This window comes from Cellulomonas sp. McL0617, assembly GCF_049994875.1.
GTDB lineage: Bacteria > Actinomycetota > Actinomycetes > Actinomycetales > Cellulomonadaceae > Cellulomonas.
In genome coordinates this window covers 3,424,267-3,448,926 of the sequence record NZ_CP188256.1, presented here as the reverse complement: position 1 = coordinate 3,448,926, position 24,660 = coordinate 3,424,267, and the positions used below count along the sequence as shown (strand labels likewise).

Genomic DNA, 24,660 nt, shown 5'->3' with positions numbered 1-24,660 from the left:
CGAACTTGAGTGCAATGCCGAATTATCACCCGATCGTGGGGTCGGGACGTGGTGGACGCGGCGGGCGGGCGTGTCGGACGGGAGCCGGCCGGTCGTCGTGACTGGCGACCGCGACCGCCCCGGCGCGACTGCTGCGACCGCGTCGCGGGCGCGGGACCGAGCTGACCAGGGGCAGCTCCGCTGCAGGCACGGCCTGCGAGTACAGGAAGCCCTGCGCCTGGTCGACGCCGAGGCGCAGCAGGATCGCCGCGGTGCCGGCATCCTCGACGCCCTCGGCCACGACCTGCAGGTCGAACGAGTGGGCCAGGTCGACCATGGCCTGCACGAGCGTGTCGGACCCCTCGCGGCCCCCCGACCCGAGGTCCGAGACGAAGAGCCGGTCGATCTTGAGCTCGTCGACGGGCAGGTCGCGCAGCTGCGAGATCGACGTGTTGCCGATGCCGAAGTCGTCGATGGCCACCCGGACTCCCAACGCGCTGAGCCGTTCGAGCACCGGGACCACCCGGGACGGGTCGGAGACGAGCGCGGTCTCGGTGATCTCGACCTCGAGCAGGTCGGCAGGCACGCCGTGCTCGTCGAGCAGCTGCTCGATGAGGTCGACGACGGCCGAGGTGGTCACGTCGTGCGCGGACAGGTTCACCGCCACGGGCGTGGCGCGCCCCTCGGCGCGCCAGGCGGCGAGCTGGGTGATGCACTCGATCAGCACGTACCGCGTCACGTCGTGGATGAGGCCCGACTGCTCGGCGAGCGGGATGAAGACCGTCGGGGGCAGCAGGCCGCGCGTCGGGTGGACCCAGCGCATGAGCGCCTCGAGCCCGATCGTGCGGCCCGTCGCCAGCTCGATCTTGGGCTGGTAGTGCATCCGCAGCTCGCGCGGCTCGCCCTCGGCAGGGGTGAGCGCCCGGTGCAGGTCGCCGAGCAGGACCAGACGGGCCGGCGACGAGTCGTCCTCGTCGGAGGAGTAGACGGACACACCCGTGCGACGGTGCTTGGCCGCGTACATCGCGACGTCCGCGGTGCGCATCAGCGACGACGGGTCGTCGGCGTGGTCCGGCAGGCAGGCGACGCCGACGGACGTGTCCACGTGCAGCGGCAGCTCGCCCAGCATGAACGGGGGCACGAAGAGGCCGCGCACCCGGCGGGCCAGTCGTTCGGCGTTCGCCACGGAGCGGACGTCCGGCAAGAGGATCGCGAACTCGTCGCCACCGAGGCGCGCCACGATGTCGTCGTCCCGCAACGCACCGCGCAACCTCTCGGCCACCTGCTCGAGCAGCTCGTCGCCGCGGTCGTGGCCCAAGGAGTCGTTGATGTCCTTGAACCTGTCGATGTCCAGGAGCATCAGCCCGACCCGGCTGCCGGTCTCCTGCGCCTCGGTGATCGTGCGCCGCATCCGCTCGGCCAGCATGCGGCGGTTGGGCAGGCCGGTCAGCGAGTCCAGCAACGCGAGCCGCGCGTTCTCCAGGGCGGTGGTCTGGAGCCGTCGCGACGTGGTGAAGACCGTGCGGAAGAGCAGGATCCAGAGCAGGAGCAGGCCCAGTGCCACGACGATCGAGACCGTCCGCACCGCTTCCGCCAACGCGGTGCTGGAGGCCGTGTGGTCGAGCATGATCTCGGCCGCACCGACGATCTCCCCGCTCGGAGGCATCGGCGACAGGGTCGACTCCCGTGTCCGGGTCTCGGAGACCTTCACCGGCACGTACACGTCGAGGACCTGGCGCTGCGTGTTCTCCTCCGAGCTCAGGCTGGCGCCGCGCACGTCGGTGATGATCCGCGCGTCCGACTGGCCGGTCGACATCACGCGGTCGAGGCGGTCGCCGGCGGGGAAGGCCGTCGTGGTGTGGGTGGCCGAGCTGTACATCAGCGAGCCGTCCTGCGCCCAGAGCCGCAGCTCGATCAGGTGGTCTGAGAAGCCGGCGATTGCGACCCGGACCGCCGCGGCCTGGTCCGGGGTCAGGACGTCGGGGAGCACGAAGGCGTCGGTGGGCACCGTCGCCGTGGCGTAGGTCTGGACGTCCTCCGCCGCGACGATCCCGTCGTTGACGGCCTGGTTGCTCATCACCGACCACGTCACCCACACCAGGGCGACGCCGAGCACGGCCATGGCCACGATGCTGACGACCGCGAAGTAGCGTGTCAGCGACCAGCGGCGGCGAGTGGCTCCGGGCACAGGCGTCCTCCATCGGCGAGCGCCGGATCGGCATCCGCTTTGCCGAGAGTATGCGGAACAGCGGGAAGAAACACGACACGCCTGGTCACGGCGTCGCCCGGGCGCGTCGGGAACGTCGGTGGACGGCGCGATGTTGCACAGGACGCAACTGATCCTGGGAGGAGTCCGATGACGTACGAGGTGACCAAGACCGACGAGCAGTGGGCCCTGGAGCTCGAGCCCAAGGAGTTCGCCGTCCTGCGCAAGGCGGGGACCGAGCGGGCGTGGACCGGGGCACTGCTGGACGAGAAGCGGGAGGGCGTCTACCGGTGTCGCGCCTGCGACAACGAGCTGTTCCGCTCCGACACGAAGTTCGACTCGCACTGCGGCTGGCCCAGCTTCTTCTCGCCCCTGGCGGGCGACCGGGTGGAGCTGATCTCCGACCGAACGCTGGGCATGGTGCGCACCGAGGTGCGCTGCGCGAAGTGCGGCTCGCACCTCGGGCACGTGTTCGACGACGCGCCGCAGACGCCCACGGGCGACCGGTTCTGCATGAACTCCGTGAGTCTGACGTTCGAGCCGAGCGCATAGTCGACGTGTCCGATCGCGTGCGTACACGGACGGGTCAGGTCGCGGCGCGTCGCTGCGACACCCCGTCCGTGGGGCGTCCGGATGGTCGACATTGCTGAAGTCCGGCACCTGGGGTGCCGATAATGCAGTCGTGGAAGATGTCCTGACCGTGCGGAGGTGGCGGCGCTACGGCGCTGACCGTCTCTTCGTCACGCAGGAGACCGGCCGCAGGGTCGGATCGGTCGACCTGCAGTCCGGTGAGGTCGTGGCCGACGACCCGATCCTCGAGCTCGGTCTGCGCCGCGCTGCGCAGGCCTACCTGCGCGCCGACGTCACCGAGCTCGCACTTCCCGTGGCCACCCCCGGCATCGGTGCGCTCGACGCCGCCGACGACGCTGCACTGCAGGCCTGGTTGGGTGGCGACGACTGGGACACGATCGATCTGGCCGGCGTCCGCGCCGGCCGCGGCAGCACGGTGAGAACGCGGCTCGAGCGCCTCACCGACGAGGGCTGGCAGGTCATCCACGACGTGCCGCTCGGTCGGCAGGGCACGCTCGTCGAGCACCTGCTGATCGGACCCGGTGGGGTCTTCACGGTGGCCGAGCGTCGGCACCCAGGGCTCAAGATCGTCGTCGACGGTCGAAGCCTGGAGGTCGACGGCCGATCCGTGGCCTACCTGCGCGACGCCAAGCTCGAGGCCGCGCGGGTCCGCGGCCTGCTCCTCACCGCTGGTTGTGCCGACGTCAACGTCCGCGGCGTGGTCGTCGTGCACGGCGATCTGGAGCTCCGGCCCAGCGCCGTGCAGTGCGAGACGGTCGTGATGTCGCGACAGGACGTGCAGGCCGCGTTCCGCAGGATGCCCGAGCGGCTCGACATCCACCGCGTCGCCGCGATCGCCCATGTCGCCCGGCAGCGCGCGACCTGGTCCCGCTAGCCACCGTCTCACGGCTCGGACTGGGTGCTGGTACCTAGCCGACCCTGCTGAACTGGTAAGACATCTCGTTCTTACCCGGTGGCGCCGGGCTCTTTTCTCCGCAGGGTCCGCAAGGATGGGCCCGTGGTCGACGAACAGTTCCGGCAGCTCGAGCGCGAGATGGGCCTCCTCCTGCGCCGTGCCCAGGCGTCGTCGGCGACGATCTCCAAGCTGGTGCACCCGGACCTCGAGCCGGCCGCGTACGCGTTGCTCGCGATGATCCTGGCGACGCCCGGCGTGCGGGCCAGCGACCTCGCCGCCAACATCGGCGTCGGCCGCGGCACCATGTCCCGACAGCTCGCGCGGCTCGGCGAGCTTGGCCTGGTGTCCCGGAGACCCGATCCCGACGACTACCGCGGTCAGCTGCTCGATCTCACGGACGAGGGTCGGCAGCGATTCGAGACCGCCCAGGCGGCTCGTCGCGTCTTCTTCCGCACGGCGCTGGCCGGCTGGACCGACGACGACATCGGCTCGTTCGCCGCCCAGATCGCCCGCCTCAACGCCGACCTCGCCGCCGCCCGCGAGGCCAAGGGCTGACAGAGCGCTGAGGACGGGAACGGCGCGGGGAGAGAGAGGAACCCCCGCGCCGCTCACCGTCCGTCCCGACGGCGGATCACACCCTCGTCAGGCGGGCGCGGCCGTGCCACGTCGGGAGCGGTCGACCTTCACACCCTCCATGTCCTCGAGCTCGATGCCCTTGGTCTCGGGCACCTTCCACAAGGTGAACAGGAACGAGAGGGCGGCGAATATCGCATAGATCAGGTAGGGGAGCGAGGCGCCGAACTTGTCCAGCAGCGGCGGGAACGTGATGGTGATGGCGAAGTTGGCTATCCATTGCGCGGCTGCGGCCACCCCCAGTGCGGCGGCGCGGATGCGGTTGGGGAACATCTCGCCCAGGAGCACCCAGACGAGCGGTCCCCAGGTGGCGCCGAAGAAGACGACGAACAGGTTGGCGGCGATCAGCGCCGTGATCCCCCACGCGTGCGGGAGGTCGGTCTGCGTCATCATCTGACCGGCGTGGTCCGGGTCGGGGACCTTGGTGTAGGTCGCCTGGGTGAACGCGAGGGCCATCAGCCCGAGGGTGGTCGCCATGCCGATCGAGCCGGTCAGGAGGAGCGGCCGACGGCCCACCTTGTCGATCAGCGCGATCGCGATGAACGTGACGAGCACGTTGGTGACCGAGGTGATCGTCGAGTAGAGGAACGAGTCGCTCTCGCCGAACCCGACGGCCTGCCACAGCGTGGTCGAGTAGTAGAAGATCACGTTGATCCCGACGAACTGCTGGAACACGGACAGCAGGATGCCGATCCACACCACGGGCAGCAGACCGAACCGGTTGCCGCGCAGGCTGGACTGGGACTCGAGCTTCTTGTCGGTCTCGATCGTCTTCTCGATCTGGGCCACGTGCGACTCGACGTCGGCCCCCTCGCCGAGCGTCGTCGTGAGCACGTCCTTGGCCTGATCACGCTTGCCGGTGGCGATCAGGTAGCGGGGGGACTCGGGGATGCGCAGCGCGAGGTAGCCGTAGACGGCCGCGGGGATGACGGCGACGATGAACATCCAGCGCCAGGCCTCGAGGCCGAGCCAGAGGGTTTCGGAGGCGCCACCCGCTGCCGTCTGCAGCAGCTGGTCGGACAGCAGGGCGGCGAAGATGCCGAGCGTGATCGCCAGCTGCTGGAGCGAGCCGAGCCGGCCGCGCATGGCCGCGGGTGCGATCTCGGCGATGTAGGCGGGCGCGATGACCGACGCGATACCGATGCCCACGCCGGCGAGGATGCGCCACACCACCAGGTCCCAGACGCCGAACGCGAGCCCCGACAGGACCGAGGAGACGAAGAACAGCACCGCGCCGACGAACATCACGCGCGTGCGTCCGAACCTGTCGGCGAGCCTGCCGCCCAGCCAGGCGCCGAACGCGCAGCCCAGCAGCGCGACGGCGACCACGAAGCCGGTCAGCGTCGAGCCGAGGTCGAACTGGCCCTGGATGGCATCGACGGCGCCGTTGATGACCGAGCTGTCGAACCCGAACAGGAACCCGCCGACCGCGGCGGCGATGGCCAGACCGATGGCCTTGTTCTTGTACGGGTTCTCCTGAGTCTGCGCCCCGCCGGGCGGTGTCGTTGCGTGCGACATGTCCCTGACCTCCCTGTCGCCGGGTGGAGCCCACCCTGGATCTCCACCACCTTGGACCCGGTGCGGTCCGTGCGCATGTCGTCGCGCGACGCGACGCGTGGTGCTCCGCCGGCGTTGACGTGCTGGCCGCGCGCGCTGACGCGGTGCAAGATCGAGCGATGGATGCGACCCCTGGCCCCCGGCGTCCCCGCCGGCCCGCGATGCTCGACCCGGCCGCCGCCGACGAGCTGCCCGGCGGGTACGACCCCGCGGTACGCAACGATGCCGCGCACACGACGGCCGCCGCGCTGGTCCATCACGGCCGAGCGAACGCCGATCCTGAGGTGGTCGCGCGGCTGGTGTCGCTGGTGGAGACCGAGGGGCTCGACGTCGTCGCCGGGCTCTGGTCCGACAGCCCGGCCGACACGCTGCCCGGGGCCCTGTGGCGGCTCTACGTGCTGCGCGAGTGGGTGCGGCGCGATCCCGAGACGATCGCCGACCGCTACCGGCTGGGCGTCGCCGCGGCGCCGGTGCACGATGCCGTGGCGGGAGTGGCGGAGACACCGGGCCCGGACGACGTCCGCGCCGTCGCCGACGCGGTCCTGTCCGGCGTCTACGCGGGTGATCTCGCCGTCGCGCTCGAGCGGGCGGCGGCCTTCTGCCAGGTGCTGGCCACGGGCGCGGCGTTCGACGCGGACCACCTGGACGAGGTCGACCCGACCGGTGCGGTCCGCCTGACGCGCGGGGCGGCGTCACTGGTCAGGACGGCCGAGGAGCTCGGGCGGGCCGCGCAGCTGTGGCGTGCGGACAGGTTGGAGTAGGGCGGCCGTTTTCGCCCGCATCGCCCGGGTCTGCGCCTGCCGATTCCGCTGTCCGCTGACGTGACAGCCGTGGGCGGCGCGCGGTGCTGGACTAGAATGGGACCGACGTCGGGTCGCGGTAGCCCCGGGCTCCATCTCAAGCCGCTTCGAGCGGCCCCGCGCCGAGAGGCGCTCCGCGGCCCGGCGTCGCTGCGCCCGGCCCGTCGAGGCCGCCCGGTCGGGTGAACCGCGGACGTTACCGGCCTGTCACCATGGGTCCATGCGTGCGTCGCGGCGTGTTAGGCAATCCCCCGGCCGTGACCTAGCCTGATCCCCGTCCTTCTCCCCCCTTGACGGAGCCTGCTGTGCGCCTGCGCCTCACCCCGCGCGACACCTCGTTCTTCGATCTCTTCACCGTGCAGGCGGTGCACCTCGTCACGGGTGCCAACCTGCTGGGCGAGATGCTCGGAGCGGACCGGGCCGCGCGCAAGGAGATCGGCAAGCGCCTCGCCGACGCCGAGCACGAGGCCGACGACGCCACGCACATGATCATGCGGCGGCTCAACTCGACCTTCGTCACCCCGTTCGACCGCGACGACATCTACATGCTCGCCTCGAGCCTCGACGACTGCATGGACTTCATGGAGGAAGCGGCCGACCTGATCGTCCTCTACAAGGTCGACGACCTGCCCGCCCGCGTCTCCGACCAGGTCCAGGTGCTGCAGCGTGCCGCCGAGCTGACGGCCGAGGCCATGCCCCGGCTGCGCTCGATGGACTCGCTGGCCGAGTACTGGGTCGAGGTCAACCGCCTCGAGAACCAGGCCGACAAGATCCACCGCAAGCTGCTGGCGCAGATGTTCGACGAGATCACCGACCCGATCCTGCTGATGAAGCTCAAGGAGATCGTCGAGCGTCTCGAGGACGCCGCCGACGCGTTCGAGAAGGTGGCGAACACCGTCGAGACCATCGCGCTCAAGGAGTCCTGAGCTCGGTGGAAATCGCGCTCGTCATCATCGTCGTGGTGTTTGCGCTCGGCTTCGACTACACCAACGGCTTCCACGACGCCGCGAACGCGATCGCCACCTCGGTCTCCACCCGCGCGCTGACCCCACGGGTCGCGCTGCTGATGGCGGCGTTCTTCAACCTGCTCGGCGCCCTGCTCGGCACCAACGTGGCGACGACGATCGCCGAAGACATCATCAGCATCGACGATGTGAGCTCGCAGGAGGGCTTGATCATCGTGCTCTCCGCCCTCGTCGGTGCGATCACGTGGAACCTCATCACCTGGCGCCTGGGCCTGCCGTCCTCGTCGACGCACGCGATCATCGGCGCCCTGACCGGCGTGGGCATCGCAGCGAGCGTGACGGTGCACTGGAGCCAGATCTGGGACAAGGTCGTCCTGCCGATGGTGTTCTCGCCCGTGATCGGGTTCCTCGGTGCGTTCGCGCTGATGGTCGGCGTGCTGTGGCTCGTGCGGCACCGCGCCCCCGCCCGCACGCAACGGCGGTTCCGGCTCGCGCAGACCGCGTCCGCGGCCGCGATGGCCCTCGGGCACGGCCTGCAGGACGCGCAGAAGACCATGGGCATCATCGTCCTGGCGCTCGTCGCCGGCGGGTTCCACACCGGCACCGACATCCCGCTGTGGGTCAAGCTGTCCGCTGCCACGGCGATCTCGCTGGGGACCTACTCGGGCGGGTCGCGCATCATGCGCACGCTCGGACGCAAGATCATCGAGCTCGACCCGGCCCGGGGGTTCGTCGCCGAGTCGGTGGCGTCGCTGGTCCTGTACGGCAGCGCGTACTGGTTCCACGCACCGGTCTCGACGACGCACACGATCACGTCCGCGATCATGGGTGTCGGCGCCACCAAGCGGGCCTCCGCGGTCCGCTGGGGCGTCGCGAAGAACATCGCCTACGCGTGGGTGCTGACCATTCCCGCGGCGGCCCTCGTCGCGGCGGTCGTGTACTGGATCCTGAACCCGCTGCTCAGCCGCTAGGCCTCGTGCGGCCGGTGGGTCTCCGTCGCGACGACCCGGGGACCCTTGGGGGTCTGCGCGACGTGCGCGACCAGCACCTGGGCCGGGTGCAGGAACGGGTCCTCGTTCGGCAGCGAGTCCGCGATCTGACGGCTGGCGTGCTGCGCGAGCACGTCCACGACGGTCGGCAGCACCGGCCGGTGCGTGCACACGACCACGTCCGCCTGCGACTCCAGCAGGCCCAGCACCTCGGCAGCGACCTTCGCCGGCGACGACTTGTGCTCGGTCTCGGTGAGGATCGCGGACACCTCGGGGACCACCTGCGCCGCCGTGACGTAGGGCGCCACCGTGCTCACGCACCGGGCCCACGCGCTGGTTACCACACGGCCGACGCCGAACGTGGACAGGATCGGCGTCAGCCGGGTCGCCTGCCGCAGTCCCTCGGGGGTGAGCGGTCGATCGAGCTCGCTGCCCTTCCAGTCCGCGCGGCGCCGTGCGGTCCCGTGCCGGGCGACCACCAGCGCGCGCGTGTCCAGCCGGTCCTTGGCGTAGGCCTCGACCAGGTCGTCGAGCGGCTCCTGGTCGTCGGGGCGCGTCAGCCGCTTGAAGGCGACGTCGGCGTCGAACCAGCGCAGCTGGTCGATCTCCTTGGGCGAGACCGGCGGGGCGGGTGGGCGCGCGCGCAGCGCGGCCGCGTCCGGTCGACCCGCCACCTGCGCGGCCCAGTAGTGCACCCGCTTGCGCCGGCCGTCCGAGAGGCCGTACTCCAGGCCGGGCAGCGGGATCCCGAGGACGACGTCGTGACCGGTCTCCTCGGCAACCTCACGCGTCGCGGCGTCGAGGATGCTCTCGCCGAGGTCGACCTTGCCCTTGGGCCACGACCAGTCGCCGTACCGCGGTCGGTGCACCAGGGCGACCTGGAGCTTCCCCAGGCGGACCCGCCAGACGAGCGCGCCGGCCGCCTCGACGATCGCCGGCGTCTGCACCTGGGACTGCGCCACGCTCACCGGCCCGTGCCGGGCCGGCGCCGCTGCCGGTTGATCAGGGTGGCCTGCAGGTCGACGAGAGGGCCGTCGAGTCCGACGTGATGACGTTCCCAGCTGCCGTCGGACTCGAGGTGCCACGACGCCGTGCCGTCGTCGGTCGACTCGTCGAGCAGCTCGATGAGCTCTCCGACCTGGTCGGGGTCGGCGATCCGGACGAGGGCCTCGACGCGGCGGTCCAGGTTGCGGTGCATCAGGTCCGCCGAGCCGATGTAGACCTCGGGCCCCTCGAACGTGGCGTCCTCGGGCTTGAGCGAGGACGCGAACGCGAAGATGCGCGAGTGCTCGAGGAAGCGCCCCAGGATCGAGCGGACCCGGACCGTCTCCGACAGGCCCGGCACGCCGGGACGCAGGGCGCAGATGCCGCGGATGACCAGGTCGACCGGGACGCCCGCCTGCGAGGCGCGGTAGAGGGCGTCGATGGTGGCCTCGTCGACCATCGAGTTCACCTTGATCTTGATCCACGCCGGCTGGCCCGCCCGGGCGGCGGCCGTCTCCCGGTCGATGCGCTCGATCAGGCCGTTGCGGACGGACCGGGGTGCCACGAGCAGCCGGTGGAACCGCGACTTCGGCGCATACCCGGACAGCTGGTTGAACAGCCGCGTCAGGTCCTGTCCGACCTCCGGGTCGCTGGTGAGCAGACCCAGGTCCGTGTAGAGGCGCGCGGTCTTGGGGTTGTAGTTGCCCGTCCCGATGTGGCAGTAGCGACGCAGGCCGTCGGACTCCTGCCGGACGACCAGGGAGAGCTTGCAGTGCGTCTTGAGGCCGACGATGCCGTACACCACGTGGACGCCCGCCTGCTCGAGCTTGCGCGCCCAGGAGATGTTGTTCTGCTCGTCGAAGCGCGCCTTGATCTCGACCAGGGCGAGGACCTGCTTGCCCGCCTCGGCCGCGTCGATCAGGGCGTCGACGATCGGGCTGTCACCCGAGGTGCGGTAGAGCGTCTGCTTGATGGCGAGCACCTGGGGGTCGGCGGCCGCCTGCTGCAGGAACTGCTGCACGCTCGTCGAGAACGAGTCGTACGGGTGGTGCAGGAGGATGTCGCGCTCGCGGATCTTGGCGAACATGTCGGCCGGTGTCGCGCTCTCGACCTCGGCCAGCTGGCGCGGGGTGGACGCGACGAACCGCGGGAACTGCAGCGAGGCACGGTCGAGGTCGGCCACGAGGTGCAGGCCGGTGTGGTCGAGCGGGGCGGGGAGCTCGTACACCTCCTCCTCGTCGACGCCGAGCTCGCGGATCAGCAGGCTGCGGATGCGCGGGCTGATGCCGTCGGCGATCTCGAGACGGACGGGCGGCCCGAAGCGGCGCCGCAGGAGCTCCTTCTCCATGGCCTTGAGCAGGTTCTCGGCGTCGTCCTCCTCGACCTCGACGTCCTCGTTGCGGGTGACCCGGAACGTGTGGTGCTCCTGGACCTCCATGCCCGGGAACAGCTGCTCGAGGTGCTCGGAGATGACGTCCTCGACCGGCACGAACGACATGGGTCCGCGCTCGAGCGACGCGGCCTGGACGTCCGGCGCGCTCGGCCGGCCGGACGCGTCGACCGCGATGAACCGGGGGAGCAGCGGCGGGACCTTCACGCGCGCGAAGTGCTCCTTGCCGGTGCTCGGGTTCGAGACGACGACGGCCAGGTTGAGCGACAGCCCCGAGATGTACGGGAACGGGTGGGCGGGGTCCACCGCCAGCGGCGTCAGGACCGGGAAGATCTGCCGGCGGAAGAACTTGCGCAGGCGGTCCTGCTCGGACTCGCCCAGCTCGTCCCAGCGCACGAGCGTGATGCCCTCTTTCGCCAGCGCGGGCTGCACCTGCTCCGAGAACACCGCCGCGTGCCGGGTCATCAGGCGGTGCGCCTCTTCGCTGATGGCCTCCAGGACCTGGCGCGGGGAACCCCCAGACGCGGCCGTGACCGCGATGCCGGTGGCGATGCGGCGCTTCAGCCCGGCCACCCGCACCATGAAGAACTCGTCGAGGTTCGAGGCGAAGATCGCCAGGAACCGCACCCGCTCCAGCAGGGGGAGCTCGGGGTCCTCGGCCAGCTCGAGCACACGCTGGTTGAACGCCAGCCAGGACAGCTCGCGGTCCAGGAACCGGTCGTCCGGCAAAGGCTCGAGCTCGAGCTCGACGTCCTCGATCTCCAGCGCCTGCGCCGGGCGGACGTGCTCGGCGATGTGGGCCGCCAGGTCGGGGTCGAGGGCGGTGAGGTCCGTCATGCGCCCATGGTGGCATCCCTCGGTGAACTCTTGGTATCCGGGCCGAACATCACGTCCGCACCCGCGCGGACGAACCCCGCGCGTTCGTAGGTGTGCACGGCGACGGTGTTCTCCGCGCCCGTGTAGAGGATCGCCGCGGTCAGACCCTGCGCCGTCAGGTGGTCCAGACCCAGGGCCGTGAGGGCGCGTCCCAGGCCCAGGCCCTGGGCGTCCGGGTCGACGCCCACGACGTAGATCTCGCCGACGCGCTCGCTGCCGTGCTCGCCCGCCGGGTGCACCTTCGTCCACACCGACCCGAGCAGCTGCCCGTCGCGCTCTGCGAGCAGGAACCCGGCCGGGTCGAACCAGTCCTCCGACTCGCGCGCCCGCAGGTCCGCCGAGGTCATCCGGCCCTGCTCCGGGTGGTGCGCGAACGAGCGCGAGTTGACGCGGCGCCACGCGTCCTCGTCGGCACCCGGCACGAAGGGGCGGACCCCGACGCCGGCCGGGAGGGGCGCGTCCTGCGCGGACCGCTCGACGAGGTCGACGCGCATCTGCAGCAGCTCGCGCACCACGACCATCCCCGCCGCGTCGGCGAACGCACGGGCGGCCGGCAGGTCACCGTGCGCCCAGACCCGCAGCTCACGCTCGTCCACCACGCCCGCCTCGGCCCGGGCCCGCCGCAGCAGTGCCGAGCCGACGCCGCTGCGCCGCAGGGCCGGGTCGACCACCAGCTCCGCCTTGACGGTGGTCTGCGACCCCACGTCGAGCTGCGCGTACCCGACGAGCAGGCCGTCGACGACCGCCCGCAGGTGGATGGCGGGCGCCTCCGGCTCGGTGAGCCAGAGCAGCGGCTGCTCGGACAGCGGGGCGACGCCGTCGACACTCGCGGTGCGCTGCGCGAGGGCCCGGACTTCGTCGGCGACGGACGCGGTCAACGGTCCGGCCGTCGCGGTGAGGAGGGCGTCTGTGGCGACCATGGGCCCATCCCACCACGGCCGCGTTCCGGACGGTCGTCCAGCACTACCACGCGTTCCGGTGAACGGCCGAACCTCCCTGCGGCCGGCACCCTCCCAGCGGGTAGGTTGGGCGGGCCATGGACCCGTCGCAGAGCCCCCCGCAGACCCGCCGGTCGCGGCGCGCCCGGACTCCGTCGGGACCGGTCGACGTCACCGTCGTCGTGATCGGCGCCGGTCAGGCCGGCCTGTCCGCCGCATACCACTTGCGCAAGTACGGGCTGGTCGCCGTGGGGGAGGCGGGGTGGTCGACCGCCGACGAGACCTTCGTCGTCCTGGACGACGCACCGCAGGCGGGCGGGGCGTGGCAGCACCGCTGGCCGGGTCTGACCATGGCCGATGCGCACGGCATCCACGACCTGCCCGGCATGCCGCTGGTCGCGCCGGACCCCGACGAACCGGCGGCCTTCGCCGTGCCCTACTACTTCGCGCAGTACGAGGAGGCGTTCGACCTGCGGGTGCAGCGCCCCGTGCAGGTGTCGCAGGTGGCCCCCCTCGACGACGGGTCGCTCCTGGTGCGCAGCCACAGCGTCACGCGTCCCGACGAGGTCGTCGAGTGGCGCGCCCGCGGGCTGATCAACGCCTCGGGCACCTGGACCAAGCCGTTCTGGCCCACCTACCCCGGGCGCGCGTCGTTCGTCGGTCGCCAGCTGCACGCCCACGACTTCCGGCTCCCCGAGGACCTGTCCGACGGGCACGTGGTCGTGGTCGGCGGGGGCACGTCCGCCGTCCAGCTGACCCTGGCGGTCTCCCGCGTCACCACGACCACCTGGGTCACGCGTCGCCCGCCCGCCTGGCGCGACGTCCGGTTCACGCCCGAGCTCGGTCGCGACGCGGTCGCCGAGGTGGACGCCCGCACCCGCGCCGGCCTGCCGCCGTCGAGCATCGTGTCGGTCACCGGTCTGCCGCTGACGCCCGAGTACCGGCTCGGCATCACGGCGGGGATCCTGGCCGCGCGGCCGATGTTCTCCCGGATCACGCCGACCGGGGTCGAGTGGTCCTCGACCGACCCCGTCCCGGACGGCTGGACCGGCGGGCCGGCGTTCGTCGAGGCGCGCACGCTGCTGTGGTGCACCGGCTTCCGCGCTTCCCTGGACCACCTCGCGCCCCTGCACCTGCGTGCGCCCGGGGGTGGGATCGTCATGGACGGGACACAGGTGGTCGCCAACCCTCGCGTCCAGCTCGTCGGCTACGGCCCGAGCGCGTCGACGATCGGCGCCAACCGGGCCGGCCGCGAGGCGGTCCATAACCTGCGCACCCTCTGGTCCCGCTGAGCAGCAGCCGCCGGCGCCGCCGGCCACCCCCGACATCGTGAGTCGCCGACGAGCTCGTCGGCTGCAGCCCACGACCTCGTCGCGAGATCACGATGTCGGAACCGGTCAGGGGGTCGGCGGGGGCATGTGGGCCGACGCGAACACCAGACCGTGCGGGAGGGCCGCGCGTGCCATGTTCCAGGTGTGCGACTGACCCGCCGCCGTGAAGACGACCGCCGGTTGGCCCCGCGCGCGCAGGTTCCGGGCGATGAGCGGTCCGTCGTGCGCCGGCTGACCGTGACCGATGCCGGCCAGTGCGACGAAGAGCGCCACCTCGTGCGGCAGCGGGATCGTCCGCGAGTAGACCGTGGCGTCGTGCCGGTCCCGCTCGGCCTTCGTCGCCAGCATCGCGCGGCCCCCGGAACCGGGGTCGCCGTCGGGGTCGAACGCCGTGATCACGGCGAACTGGTGGGGTGGCTGCAGGCCGAGGTCGAGCGCGCAGAAGCCGCCGGAGGAGAAGCCGCCGATCGTGCGGTGCTGCCAGTCGGCGTCCGTACGGTAGGTGGCGTCGACCCAGGGGACCACGGTCCGTGAGACGTAGGTGGACACCTGTGAGCCGCCGGTGGTCGAGTCCAGGCACTCGGTGTCCCGCGCGCTCGGGCCGGTGCCGTTGACGTCCATGCCGACGACGATCATCGGCTGGACCAGCCGGTGCGCGAGCAGGATGTCCATGGTGTGCGGGACGGCCCCGGCCGCGAACCAGTCGCCTCCCGCGCCCGGGCTGCCGTGCACGAGGTAGACGACGGGATACCGGGTGCTCCGGGAGGCGTCGTAGCCCGGCGGCGTGTAGATCCAGGTCAGCGAGCCGCCCGGCATGCGGTCGGTGGAGGGCGCTGGGATGTGTACGGAGTCGACGGAACCCTGGCCGGCACCACCGGTCCGCTCGTGCGCGTGCCCGTGCTTCATGCTGTGCACGTCGCCGATGCCCCACCCGGCCAGGGTCACCCGGGCCGCCGCGACGTCCGGCACGTACCCGACGTAGGAGTTGACCGCGACGCCGAGCCCGAGCAGGAGCGCCAGCGGGGCGCAGATCCACAGCGGCCAGGTGCGGCGGTGCCGACGCCGCCGGCGCGCCGCCCAGACGATCGTCAGAGCGACCAGGACGCCGACGACCGCGACCGTCCACCACGAGCTGATCCAGTCGCCTCCGCTGCCCAGCTCACGCAGCACGGCCCCCGGAAGGTGCACGCCGGGGGCGTCGTCGGCGTGGAGCACGGGCCAAGCCTCGCACCTGCACGGTGCCTTGGGCACACTGCACCCATGACCGATCTCCGGGCTCCGACGTGATCTGGGCGATCCTCGCCGCAGTCGTCTCGTCGGCCGCCTATGGCGTGAGCACGATCATGCAAGCGGTGGCCACGCGCAAGGCCGCCGGCCTCGCAGTGGTGACGCAGCCGCTCGTGATCGCGGCGTTCGCCGTCGACGGGCTCGCCTGGGCACTGTCGCTGGTCGCCCTGAACCAGCTGCCGCTGTTCGTCGTCCAGTCCATCATCGCGGCGTCGCTGGTCGTGGTCGTCGTGCTCGCCCGGTACGTCCTGGGCACGCGGATGCGTCCGGTCGACCGGGTCGCAGTGCTGGTCGTCGTCGCGGCGCTCGTGCTCGTCTCGCTGTCCGGCGGGGAGGAACCCGCGGCGCCCGCGCCTGACGGGTTCGCCGCGATCATGATCGTGGCGTCGACCGTTCTGGTCCTGCTCATGGTGGCGTGCTACCGGTCGGGGCCGCCGATCGTGCTCGCGGTGATCGGGGGGCTCGGGTACTCCGGCGCCGCGATCGCCGCGCGAGCGGCCACCGTGTCCGACGGGATCGTCGCGACGATCTTCCAGCCGCTGGCCATCGCCATAGTCCTGTCCGCCGTGGCCGGAGCGCTGGCCTACCTGCGGGCGCTCGAGCGCGGTTCGGTGGGCACCGCGGCCGCCGTCGTCTCGGTGCTCGAGGTCGTGGTGCCCGGGGTCGTCGGCATCTGGGTGCTGGGCGACCGGGTGCGCGACGGCTGGGACGCGGTCGCCGCCGTCGGCGTCGTGATGGCCTTGGCCGGGTGCGTGGCGCTCGCCCTGAGCCCCGCGAACGCCTCAGCGGAGGCGTCCGCGGAGGCCCGGGAGGTCAGCCCTCCTGTTCGGGAGGCGGACTGATCCCGCGCGCTGCGCTGCAGATCAGTCCTCCTGTCTGAGAGTCGGACCGCGCCTGCGCTGCGCTGCAGGCGGGTGCGCTGGCGCGCCCCCACCTTCCGCTGCGCTCCGGATCAGTCCTCCTGCTTCGCGCCCGGCGCTGCCAGCCCCTGCGCGATGAGGTCCATGACGGAGGAGTCGGCCAGCGTCGTGGCGTCGCCCACCTGACGGTGCTCGGCGACGTCCCGCAGCAGCCGACGCATGATCTTGCCGGACCTGGTCTTGGGCAGCTCGGCGACGACGAGGATCTGGCGCGGCTTGGCGATCGGGCCGATGGCCTTGGCGACGTGGTTGCGCAGCTCGGTCTGGACGGCGTCCGCGCTCTGGTCCTTGCCCTCGGCGTCGCCACGCAGGATGACGAACGCGACGACCGCCTGGCCGGTGGTCTCGTCGTTGGCGCCGACGACGGCCGCCTCGGCGACCCACGGGTGGCTGACCAGGGCCGACTCGATCTCCGTGGTGCTCAGGCGGTGGCCCGACACGTTCATCACGTCGTCCACGCGTCCGAGCAGCCAGATGTCGCCGTCGTCGTCCTTCTTGGCTCCGTCGCCCGCGAAGTACAGGTTCTGGAACCGCGACCAGTACGTGTCCTTGTACCGCTCGGGGTCGCCCCAGATGCCGCGCAGCATGGACGGCCACGGCTCGGAGATGACGAGGTAGCCGCCGGCGCCGTCGGGCACGGGGTGCGCCTCGTCGTCGACGACGTCCGCCGCGATGCCCGGCAGGGCGACCTGGGCCGATCCCGGCTTGGTCTCGGTGACGCCCGGCAGCGGGCTGATCATGATGGCGCCGGTCTCGGTCTGCCACCACGTGTCGACGATGGGTGCGCTGTCGCCGCCGATCACGCGCCGGTACCAGATCCACGCCTCCGGGTTGATCGGCTCGCCCACCGACCCGAGCACGCGCAGGCTCGACAGGTCGAACTGGTTCGGGATCTCCTCGCCCCACTTCATGCATGTACGGATGGCCGTGGGGGCGGTGTACAGGATGGTGACCTTGTACTTCTGGATGATCTCCCACCAGCGGCCGCGGTGGGGGGTGTCGGGCGTCCCCTCGTAGATGACCTGGGTGGCGCCGTTGATCAGGGGGCCGTAGACCACGTACGTGTGGCCGGTGATCCAGCCGACGTCGGCCGTGCACCAGTAGACGTCGGTCTCCGGCTTGAGGTCGAAGACGTTGCGGTGCGTGTACGCGGCCTGCGTCAGGTAGCCGCCCGTGGTGTGGAAGATGCCCTTCGGCTTCCCGGTGGTGCCCGAGGTGTAGAGGATGAACAGCGGGTGCTCGGCCTCGACCGCGACAGGTGTGTGCTGGTCGGATGCGGTGTCGACGACGTCCGACCACCAGACGTCCTTGTCGGTCCACGCGACGTCCTGGCCCGTGCGCTTGACGACGACGACGTGCTCGACCGATGGCGTGCCCTTGGCGATCGCCTCGTCCACCGCGGGCTTCAGCGCGCTCGCGGCGCCGCGGCGGTAGCCCCCGTCCGCCGTGACCACGAGCTTCGCCTCGGCGTCGTTGATGCGGCTGCTCAGCGCCTCGGCGGAGAACCCGCCGAACACCACCGAGTGCGGCGCGCCGATCCGGGCGCACGCGAGCATGGTGACGACGGCCTCCGGGATCAGCGGCAGGTAGATGGCGACCCGGTCGCCGGTGCCGATCCCGAGCGCGGTGAACGCGTTCGCGGCCTTGGAGACCTCGCGCTGCAGGTCCGCATAGGTGACCGTGCGGGTGTCGCCGCCCTCGCCCTCGAAGTGCAGCGCGACCCGGTCGCCGTTGCCCGCCTCGACGTGCCGGTCGACCGCGTTGTAGGCCGCGTTGAGCGTCCCGTCGGCGAACCAGCGCGCGAACGGCGCGTCGGACCAGTCGAGGACCTCCTCGAACGGCTTCTCCCAGCTGATCAGCTCGCGTGCCTGGTCCGCCCAGAAGGTGGGCCGGTCGGCGTTGGCCCACGCGTACAGGTCCCTCTGGGCGTTGGCCTGGGCGGCGAACTCGGCGGTCGGCGGGAAGCGCCGATCCTCGGTGAGCAGGTTCTCGAGGCCGGGCTCGTGCGGGGTCTCGGGCTGGTTCTCGGGGCGGTTCCCGGGCTCGGTCACGGTCACGTGGACGACCTCCTGTGCAGCTACGTCGGTGCAGGTGGACCGGGGTCCGGCGGAAACTCTAGCCGGACCCCGCACCACCCGCCGATCAGACCTTGTGCCGCTCGCGGAACTCGCCCAGGTGCACGCCGCGCCTGCGGGCCGAGGCGATGACGATCCCGGCGAGCAGGAGCAGGAACCCGGCTGCCAGGACCATCCCGCTCGTCGCCGACACCGTGACCTGCGTGACCGTCTTGTGCCAGCCCGACGACGTGAGGATGAGCAGCGTCTGCTCCCGCGCGATCGACGGCGTGTAGAGGTAGAAGGCGCCGGCCGCGGTCAGCACGGCTCCGCCCGTGATCGGGACGGCTGCGGTCCAGATGCCCAGGAGCAGCACGCAGCCGAGCAGCAGCAGCCCGAGCGTCACGAGCACGATGCCGACCGCCGACGTCGACGCGTCCCAGCCGTCCACCTGCGCCTCGAGGATCTGCGACTCGCCCAGCAGCAGGACCGCGACCCCGATCGGCGCCAGGATCAGGCCGACGATGATGCCGAGGATGCGTGACCCCACCGACGGGCTGCTCGGCGCGTTCGGGTCCGGGAACAGGCGGCCGTCCACGTCGGGCTCCGGCGTGATCGCTCCGTAGGAGGCGACCGGCTCGGGCGGCGGGGTCGCGACGAAGGCCGCCGCGGCCGTGGCGATCGCCGGGTCGACGGGGTCGGCGGCCGGTGGTGCCGTGGGCGCGGCGACGGGTGCAGCCGGCACAGCCACCGGTGCAGCCGGCACGGGCGCGGTCGCGAGGACGGGCGCCGGCGCCGGGTCGGCCGGCGGGACGGGCGACGGGCGGACGACGGCGTGGCGGCCGGTGTCGAGGCCGACGGGGTCGGTCGCGGCGGGTTCGCCGGCGGCGGGTTCCTCGGGGACGGGTCCCTCGGCGGCTGCTTTCGCGACCGGATCGGCGGCGGCGGGCTCTTCCGTCACGGGTTCCTCAGCGACGGGTCCCGGTGTGACCGCCTCGGCCGCGGTCGGTTCCTCGGCGGCAGGTTTCGGCGTGACCGGCTCGGCGGCGGCCGGTTCCTCGGCGACGGGTGTCGCGACCGGCGCGGCGGCACCGTCGTCGGGAGTCGTCGGGACCGTCTCCTCGGGGGTGCTCCCCTCGGTCTGGGCGGTGGCGTCGTCGGCCGGACGATCCGGGTCGGAGGTGCTCATGCATGCTCCTCGGGGCTGGCGCGGGTGCAGCATCGAGCGATGCTGCGGTCTCGTTCACCGTATTGCGGGCACCGCCTCGACGCTGTGCGGCGCGCTCTGCGGCCGCGCGCGCGGGGGAATGGCGCAGGCGACGCAGGGGTTGCGACGCGATGTGACCCTCTTGTTCTCGCCGCTCACGATCCGCGGCACCACGTTCGCCAACCGCGCCTGGCTCGCGCCGATGTGCCAGTACTCCGCGACGGACGGCAGCCCGAACGACTGGCACCTCGTGCACCTCGGTGCGCGGGCGGCGGGCGGGTTCGGGCTCGTGATCGCCGAGGCCACGGCCGTCGTGCCGGAAGGGCGGATCTCGCCGCAGGACACCGGGTTGTGGCACGAGGGTCACGTGGCGCAGTGGAGACGGATCACCGACTTCGTGCACGCGCGCGGCACCAAGGTCGGCGTACAGCTGGCCCATGCCGGTCGCAAGGCCTCGACGTACCGCGGCTTCGACGGGCCCCGCGGCTCGGTCCCGCCCGACGACGGCGGCTGGCAGACGGTCGGCCCGTCGTCGCTGCCGTTCCCGGGCTACGCGGCGCCGCGTGAGCTGACGATCGAGCAGATCGGCGCCATCCCGGGTGCGTTCGCGGCGGCCGCCGTCCGTGCCGATCGGGCCGGGTTCGACGTCGTCGAGCTGCACGCGGCGCACGGCTACCTGCTGCACCAGTTCCTCTCGCCCCTCTCGAACGATCGTGTCGACGACTACGGCGGCTCCCCGGAGAACCGGGCGCGGCTGCTGGTGGAGACGGTCGACGCGGTCCGGGCCGCGTGGCCGGCCGACAAGCCGCTGTTCGTCCGGCTGTCCGCGACCGACTGGGTCGAGGGCGGGCTGGCCGTGGCCGAGGTGGCCCTCGTCGCCAAGGAGCTGGGCGCCCACGGCGTCGACCTGCTGGACGTGTCCACCGGCGGCAACGCCCCGGCGACGATCCCCGTCGGCCCCGGCTACCAGGTGCCCGCGGCGCGGGAGGTGCGCGAGACGTCCGGCCTCCCGGTCGCCGCGGTCGGCCTGCTGACCGACCCGCTGCAGGCGGAGGCGGTGCTCGTCGACGGCTCCGCGGACGCGGTCCTGCTGGGTCGGGAAGGCCTGCGCGACCCGTTCTGGCCGCTCCGCGCAGCCCACGAGCTCGGCGTGCCGACGAGCGCGCTCCCGGTCGACCCAGGCACGGCCGACGTCGTGACAGGGACGGTCGAGACCGGCTGGCAGGCGCCCTATGTCCGGGGCACCTGGGTCTGACGGCGCGAGAACGGCAGTTCGGCACGAGAACGGCACTTTGAACTGTCGTTCTCGTGCAGAACTGCCGTTCTCGGCGAGCCCGGGTCCGGGGCCGGGCCGGGGCGTCAAATCGCGTACGTGCCCTCCGCCGGGGCCTTGTACTCGGCGGCGCGTGAGACGGCTGCCGCGACCCTCGTCGTGACCTCGGGGTTGAACACCGACGGGACGATGTACGTCGGGTTGAGCTCGGCGTCGGTGACCACCGAGGCGAGGGCGTAGGCGGCGGCCAGGAGCATCTGGTCGGTGATCCGGTGCGACTGCGAGTCGAGCAGTCCCCGGAAGACCCCCGGGAACGCGAGCACGTTGTTGATCTGGTTGGCGAAGTCCGACCGGCCCGTGCCGACGACGGCCGCGTGCAGGGCCGCGTCGTCGGGATCCACCTCGGGGCGGGGGTTGGCCAGGGCGAACACGATGGAGTCGGAGGCCATCGTCGCGACGTCGTCGCCCGTGATGACGTCCGGGGCGGAGACCCCGATGAAGACGTCGGCGTCCTTGAGGGCGTCGGGGATCGAGCCGGTGATCCCGCGCGGGTTGGTCACCGCGGCCGTCCACTTCAGCGACTCCGCCAGTCCGGGACGGTCGTGCCGGATGACGCCCTCGATGTCGGCGACGACGACGTCGCGCGCACCCGCGGCGAGCAGCAGCTTGAGCACCGCCGTGCCGGCCGCGCCGGCGCCCGAGAGCACGATGCGCACGGTGTCGAGCTGCTTGCCGACGACTTTCAGCGCGTTGGTCAGCGCGGCGACGACGACGATCGCGGTGCCGTGCTGGTCGTCGTGGAACACGGGGATGTCGAGGCGTTCGCGCAGCCGTGCCTCGATCTCGAAGCACCGCGGCGCCGAGAAGTCCTCGAGGTTGATGCCCGCGAACACGGGGGCGATCGCGCAGATCGTCTCAACGATCTGGTCGACGTCCTGGGTGTCCAGTGCGATCGGGAAGGCGTCGATGCCCGCGAACCGCTTGAACAGCACGGCCTTGCCCTCCATCACGGGAAGGCTGGCCAAGGGCCCGATGTTGCCGAGGCCGAGCACGGCGGTGCCGTCGGTGACCACCGCGATGGTGTTGCGCTTGATGGTGAGGCGGCGGGCGTCCTCGGGGTGGGCCGCGATGGCCTCGCAGACGCGCGCGACGCCGGGCGTGTAGGCCATCGACAGGTCGTCGCGGTTGCGCAGCGGCACCTTGGACTCGATCGACAGCTTGCCGCCCAGGTGCATGAGGAACGTGCGGTCGCTGACGCGGTCGACGACGACGCCGGCCAGGTCGCGCAGCGCGTCGACGATCTCGGCGGCGTGCTGCTCGCCACGCGTCGCGCAGGTGACGTCGACGGTCATCTGCTCGTGGCCCGAGGCCGTGACGTCGAGGGCGGTGACGATGCCACCCGCCTTCTCGATGGCGGTGGTGAGCTCACTGACCGCGGTCGGTCGGGCCCGCACCTCCAGACGCGCCGTGATGGACGAGGAGACGCTCGGTGACACCATCTCGCCATTGTGTCGCTTTCGCGGGCGTACTGGCTCGTAGGGTGACGCGCGTGAGTCTCGAACCTCTGCTGCTGCTGCCCGGTGTGCTCGACGCCGTCGAGCGCGCGCGGTTCGCGTGCGAGGAGCTGCGCTGGCACGAGGCGTACCGACGGCGCTGGCGCGAGGTGCGGGCCGAGGCGGGGCTGCGGTCCGCCCGGGAGTCGGCCGCCCTGGAGGGGGCGCGCGTCCCGCTGTCCGTCGTGCGGGCGCTGGCCACCGGCGGGACCGCGACCCGGCACACCGTGCCGTCCGGGCTTCTCGACGACGAGCCCGTCGTGACCGGTGCGCTGCGCGCGACCGTCGTCGTCGAGGGCCTGATGCCCACCCTCGGGGCGCGCGGTGCGGTTGCGCTGCCGCCGTTCGGTCAGCTGCTCGCGCGCGTGCACGCCGCCGCGACCGGGGGCTGGCTGCCCCCCGAGCACGTCGGACGGCTGCGGGTCGACCTGCCGCCCGCCGACCTGACGGGGCTCGGACCGGCGCTCGGCGGGTCGGAGCTGGCGGCCCGCGTCGACCTGCTCGGCGCGACGGTGGCGTCAGCCCCGGCGGCGACGCCCGCGCTCGTCGTCGCCGCCGTGGTGCACGCCGAGCTGCTGACGCTGCGACCGTTCCGCGCGGGCAACGGCGTGGTGGCGCGTGCGGTGGCTCGGCTCCTGCTCACCAGCCGGGGCCTGGACCCGACGGGTTCGGTGATCGAGGCGCGGGCGCTGAACCCGTACCTCGGAGCCGCGGCGGGCTTCGCCACCGGCACGTCCGCGGGCGTGGCGGCCTGGATCGTGGCCTGCTCCGCGGCCGTCGTCGAGGGCGCCGACCGGGCCCGCGCGGTCGCCGAGGGTGTGCTCGCCGGGGCGCTTCCCGCCGACTGACCCGGCCGCGGGGGTGCACGGAGCCTGTCCCACGCAGCGGACGGGCGTCCCAGCATGCGGCGCCCGCGTGGCTGTGGCCTGCGGTCCGGCCCGTGGGGGTTCCCTTCTGAGTCGCACCGGAGTAGCAAGGGAGTCACAACTGCATGACCCGCGAGGGCACCCACGCGCAGGAGAGCCCACCTATGGGCAGGTCGACCGGGCTGGTCCCGTCGCGACCGACACCGGTGCACGCATGATCACCCTCCGGTCATCGTTGGCGACGGCGCCCCTGTTGGGGGCGCTGTCGTTCGTCACGGGCGGCGCGCCGGTTGTGGACCATCGTCGACCGCAACCTTGGGCGCGATTGCTGTGACGCCATTCAGCGTGTTCTCGACGGGTGGTCGCCGCTGTCAGCTTCGGCGGCGACGGCGGAGCAGGAGCCACGTCACGACGAGCGCCGCCACCACGACGACGACGGCGCCGGACGTCAGGACGCGGGCGGGGGGGCGGGGGAACGAGAACAACGGCACGGGCCGATCGAAGGTGAGCGAGCCCCAGCCCTTCTCCGCCGCGAGCCGGCGCAGTCCGCGATCGGGGTTCACCGCGAAGGCGTGGCCGACCACGCCGAGCATCGGGGCGTCCGTGATCGAGTCGGAGTACGCGTAGCTGGCCGACAGGTCGTAACCCTGCGCGTCGGCGAGCGCCGCGATCGCGGACGCCTTGTTCTCCCCGTAGGCGTAGAAGTCGATGCCACCGGTGTACCGGCCGTCCACCACGTTCATGCGCGTGGCGATCACGTGGTCCGCACCGAGCGCGGCCGCGATCGGCTCGACGACCTCCGAGCCGGACGCCGAGACGACGACGACGTCCCGGCCGGCCGCGTGGTGCTCGTCGATCAGCGCCACCGCCTCGAGATAGACGGTCGGGTCGATCGACTCGTGCAGCGTCTCCGCGACGATCGAGGACACCTGGGCGACGTCCCAACCGGTGACCATCCGGCTCAGCTGCGCGCGCAGCCGCTCGGTCTGGTCCTCGTCGGCACCCCCGACCAGGTAGAGCAGCTGGGCGTAGGCGCTGCGCATGACGGCCCGCCGCGTGAGCAGCCCCTCCGCCAGGAACGGCCGGGAGAACGCAGTGGCCGACGACGTCGCGATGATCGTCTTGTCGAGGTCGAAGAACGCCGCGGTCCGGGGCACGGACGCGGCCGGCGTCTGTTGCTCGTCCATGGTGCTCCGGGGGTCGTCGGCTGCGTGCTCCGCGAGCCTAACGGGACTGACCGACACGTGATGGATGACCACGTCGAGCCGCCCACAGCCCCCGCTCAGCAAGGGCCGGGAGATCGGCCTCGTCGACCCCCTGACCGGCGATGCAGGCTGGGTGGGCGCCGGGGACCGATCGGCCGGGA

The 24,660-nt window shown here is 72.0% G+C and carries 20 protein-coding genes; 10 read left to right on the top strand and 10 right to left on the bottom strand.

The window, feature by feature from the left end; genetic code table 11:
- Positions 1–25: 25 nt before the first annotated feature.
- Entirely contained in the window at positions 26–2,167 is a 2,142-nt protein-coding gene (locus ACPPVS_RS15645; protein ID WP_426593156.1) for a putative bifunctional diguanylate cyclase/phosphodiesterase, read from the bottom strand.
- A gap of 168 nt (positions 2,168–2,335) precedes the next feature.
- On the opposite strand from ACPPVS_RS15645, the gene msrB reads away from it, so the two are divergent.
- The 3 genes from msrB to ACPPVS_RS15630 all read left to right on the top strand — a co-directional run bounded on the left by msrB (position 2,336) and on the right by ACPPVS_RS15630 (position 4,226).
- Positions 2,336–2,737, top strand: coding sequence for a peptide-methionine (R)-S-oxide reductase MsrB (gene msrB, locus ACPPVS_RS15640; protein WP_426593155.1), 402 nt, complete (start codon positions 2,336–2,338; stop codon positions 2,735–2,737).
- Between the two features lie 130 nt (positions 2,738–2,867).
- Positions 2,868–3,650 carry a nuclease-related domain-containing protein gene (locus ACPPVS_RS15635; RefSeq protein ID WP_426593154.1) on the top strand — a complete coding sequence of 261 codons (783 nt, stop codon included), beginning with the start codon at positions 2,868–2,870 and terminating at the stop codon, positions 3,648–3,650.
- Positions 3,651–3,773: 123 nt separating this feature from the next.
- Positions 3,774–4,226 carry a MarR family winged helix-turn-helix transcriptional regulator gene (locus tag ACPPVS_RS15630; RefSeq protein WP_426593153.1) on the top strand — a complete coding sequence of 151 codons (453 nt, stop codon included), beginning with the start codon at positions 3,774–3,776 and terminating at the stop codon, positions 4,224–4,226.
- An 87-nt stretch (positions 4,227–4,313) separates the two neighbouring features.
- On the opposite strand, the gene ACPPVS_RS15625 is transcribed toward ACPPVS_RS15630, so the two are convergent.
- The gene (locus tag ACPPVS_RS15625) at positions 4,314–5,822 is read right to left on the bottom strand and encodes a sugar porter family MFS transporter (protein ID WP_426593152.1); all 1,509 of its coding nucleotides are present in this window, start codon (positions 5,820–5,822) and stop codon (positions 4,314–4,316) included.
- A gap of 200 nt (positions 5,823–6,022) precedes the next feature.
- Here ACPPVS_RS15625 and ACPPVS_RS15620 point away from each other — a divergent pair, with 200 nt between their 5' ends.
- The 3 genes from ACPPVS_RS15620 to ACPPVS_RS15610 all read left to right on the top strand — a co-directional run bounded on the left by ACPPVS_RS15620 (position 6,023) and on the right by ACPPVS_RS15610 (position 8,597).
- The gene (locus tag ACPPVS_RS15620; RefSeq protein WP_426595998.1) at positions 6,023–6,622 is read left to right on the top strand and encodes a hypothetical protein; all 600 of its coding nucleotides are present in this window, start codon (positions 6,023–6,025) and stop codon (positions 6,620–6,622) included.
- Between the two features lie 344 nt (positions 6,623–6,966).
- On the top strand, positions 6,967–7,587 hold the full coding sequence (locus tag ACPPVS_RS15615) for a DUF47 domain-containing protein (RefSeq protein WP_426593151.1): 621 nt from the start codon (positions 6,967–6,969) through the stop codon (positions 7,585–7,587).
- Positions 7,588–7,592: 5 nt separating this feature from the next.
- On the top strand, positions 7,593–8,597 hold the full coding sequence (locus ACPPVS_RS15610; protein WP_426593150.1) for an anion permease: 1,005 nt from the start codon (positions 7,593–7,595) through the stop codon (positions 8,595–8,597).
- On the opposite strand, the gene ACPPVS_RS15605 is transcribed toward ACPPVS_RS15610, so the two are convergent.
- From ACPPVS_RS15605 to mshD, 3 genes are read right to left on the bottom strand one after another with little or no spacing between them, the layout of a single operon-like run.
- On the bottom strand, positions 8,594–9,583 hold the full coding sequence (locus ACPPVS_RS15605; RefSeq protein WP_426593149.1) for an NUDIX hydrolase: 990 nt from the start codon (positions 9,581–9,583) through the stop codon (positions 8,594–8,596). The two genes, ACPPVS_RS15610 and ACPPVS_RS15605, sit on opposite strands and share 4 nt — an antisense overlap.
- Entirely contained in the window at positions 9,580–11,826 is a 2,247-nt protein-coding gene (locus tag ACPPVS_RS15600; RefSeq protein ID WP_426593148.1) for an RNA degradosome polyphosphate kinase, read from the bottom strand. The genes ACPPVS_RS15605 and ACPPVS_RS15600 overlap by 4 nt, the downstream gene beginning before the upstream one ends.
- A complete protein-coding gene (gene mshD / locus ACPPVS_RS15595) occupies positions 11,823–12,785 on the bottom strand; it encodes a mycothiol synthase (protein ID WP_426593147.1) in 963 nt (320 codons plus the stop codon). The genes ACPPVS_RS15600 and mshD overlap by 4 nt, the downstream gene beginning before the upstream one ends.
- Positions 12,786–12,901: 116 nt before the next feature.
- Here mshD and ACPPVS_RS15590 point away from each other — a divergent pair, with 116 nt between their 5' ends.
- The gene (locus ACPPVS_RS15590; RefSeq protein ID WP_426593146.1) at positions 12,902–14,095 is read left to right on the top strand and encodes an NAD(P)-binding domain-containing protein; all 1,194 of its coding nucleotides are present in this window, start codon (positions 12,902–12,904) and stop codon (positions 14,093–14,095) included.
- A gap of 105 nt (positions 14,096–14,200) precedes the next feature.
- On the opposite strand, the gene ACPPVS_RS15585 is transcribed toward ACPPVS_RS15590, so the two are convergent.
- Entirely contained in the window at positions 14,201–15,349 is a 1,149-nt protein-coding gene (locus ACPPVS_RS15585) for an alpha/beta hydrolase (RefSeq protein WP_426593145.1), read from the bottom strand.
- 68 nt (positions 15,350–15,417) lie between these two features.
- On the opposite strand from ACPPVS_RS15585, the gene ACPPVS_RS15580 reads away from it, so the two are divergent.
- Positions 15,418–16,263: a hypothetical protein gene (locus tag ACPPVS_RS15580; protein WP_426593144.1), complete on the top strand. Its 846-nt coding sequence runs from the start codon at positions 15,418–15,420 to the stop codon at positions 16,261–16,263.
- 110 nt (positions 16,264–16,373) lie between these two features.
- Here ACPPVS_RS15580 and acs read toward each other — a convergent pair whose 3' ends face one another.
- Together acs and ACPPVS_RS15570 are read right to left on the bottom strand one after the other, a co-directional pair.
- On the bottom strand, positions 16,374–18,392 hold the full coding sequence (gene acs / locus ACPPVS_RS15575; RefSeq protein WP_426595997.1) for an acetate--CoA ligase: 2,019 nt from the start codon (positions 18,390–18,392) through the stop codon (positions 16,374–16,376).
- A gap of 91 nt (positions 18,393–18,483) precedes the next feature.
- Positions 18,484–19,584, bottom strand: a complete 1,101-nt coding sequence (locus ACPPVS_RS15570; protein ID WP_426593143.1) for a hypothetical protein — start codon at positions 19,582–19,584, stop codon at positions 18,484–18,486.
- Between the two features lie 151 nt (positions 19,585–19,735).
- Between ACPPVS_RS15570 and ACPPVS_RS15565 the strand changes: the two genes are divergently transcribed.
- The gene (locus tag ACPPVS_RS15565; protein WP_426593142.1) at positions 19,736–20,857 is read left to right on the top strand and encodes an NADH:flavin oxidoreductase/NADH oxidase; all 1,122 of its coding nucleotides are present in this window, start codon (positions 19,736–19,738) and stop codon (positions 20,855–20,857) included.
- Positions 20,858–20,961: 104 nt separating this feature from the next.
- Here the strand turns inward: ACPPVS_RS15565 and ACPPVS_RS15560 are convergent, their stop codons facing one another.
- Positions 20,962–22,374 carry an NAD-dependent malic enzyme gene (locus ACPPVS_RS15560; protein ID WP_426593141.1) on the bottom strand — a complete coding sequence of 471 codons (1,413 nt, stop codon included), beginning with the start codon at positions 22,372–22,374 and terminating at the stop codon, positions 20,962–20,964.
- A gap of 50 nt (positions 22,375–22,424) precedes the next feature.
- Between ACPPVS_RS15560 and ACPPVS_RS15555 the strand changes: the two genes are divergently transcribed.
- Positions 22,425–23,276, top strand: a complete 852-nt coding sequence (locus ACPPVS_RS15555; protein ID WP_426593140.1) for a cell filamentation protein Fic — start codon at positions 22,425–22,427, stop codon at positions 23,274–23,276.
- A 389-nt stretch (positions 23,277–23,665) separates the two neighbouring features.
- On the opposite strand, the gene ACPPVS_RS15550 is transcribed toward ACPPVS_RS15555, so the two are convergent.
- Entirely contained in the window at positions 23,666–24,481 is an 816-nt protein-coding gene (locus tag ACPPVS_RS15550; RefSeq protein ID WP_426593139.1) for an HAD family hydrolase, read from the bottom strand.
- Between the last annotated feature and the right edge of the window lie 179 nt (positions 24,482–24,660).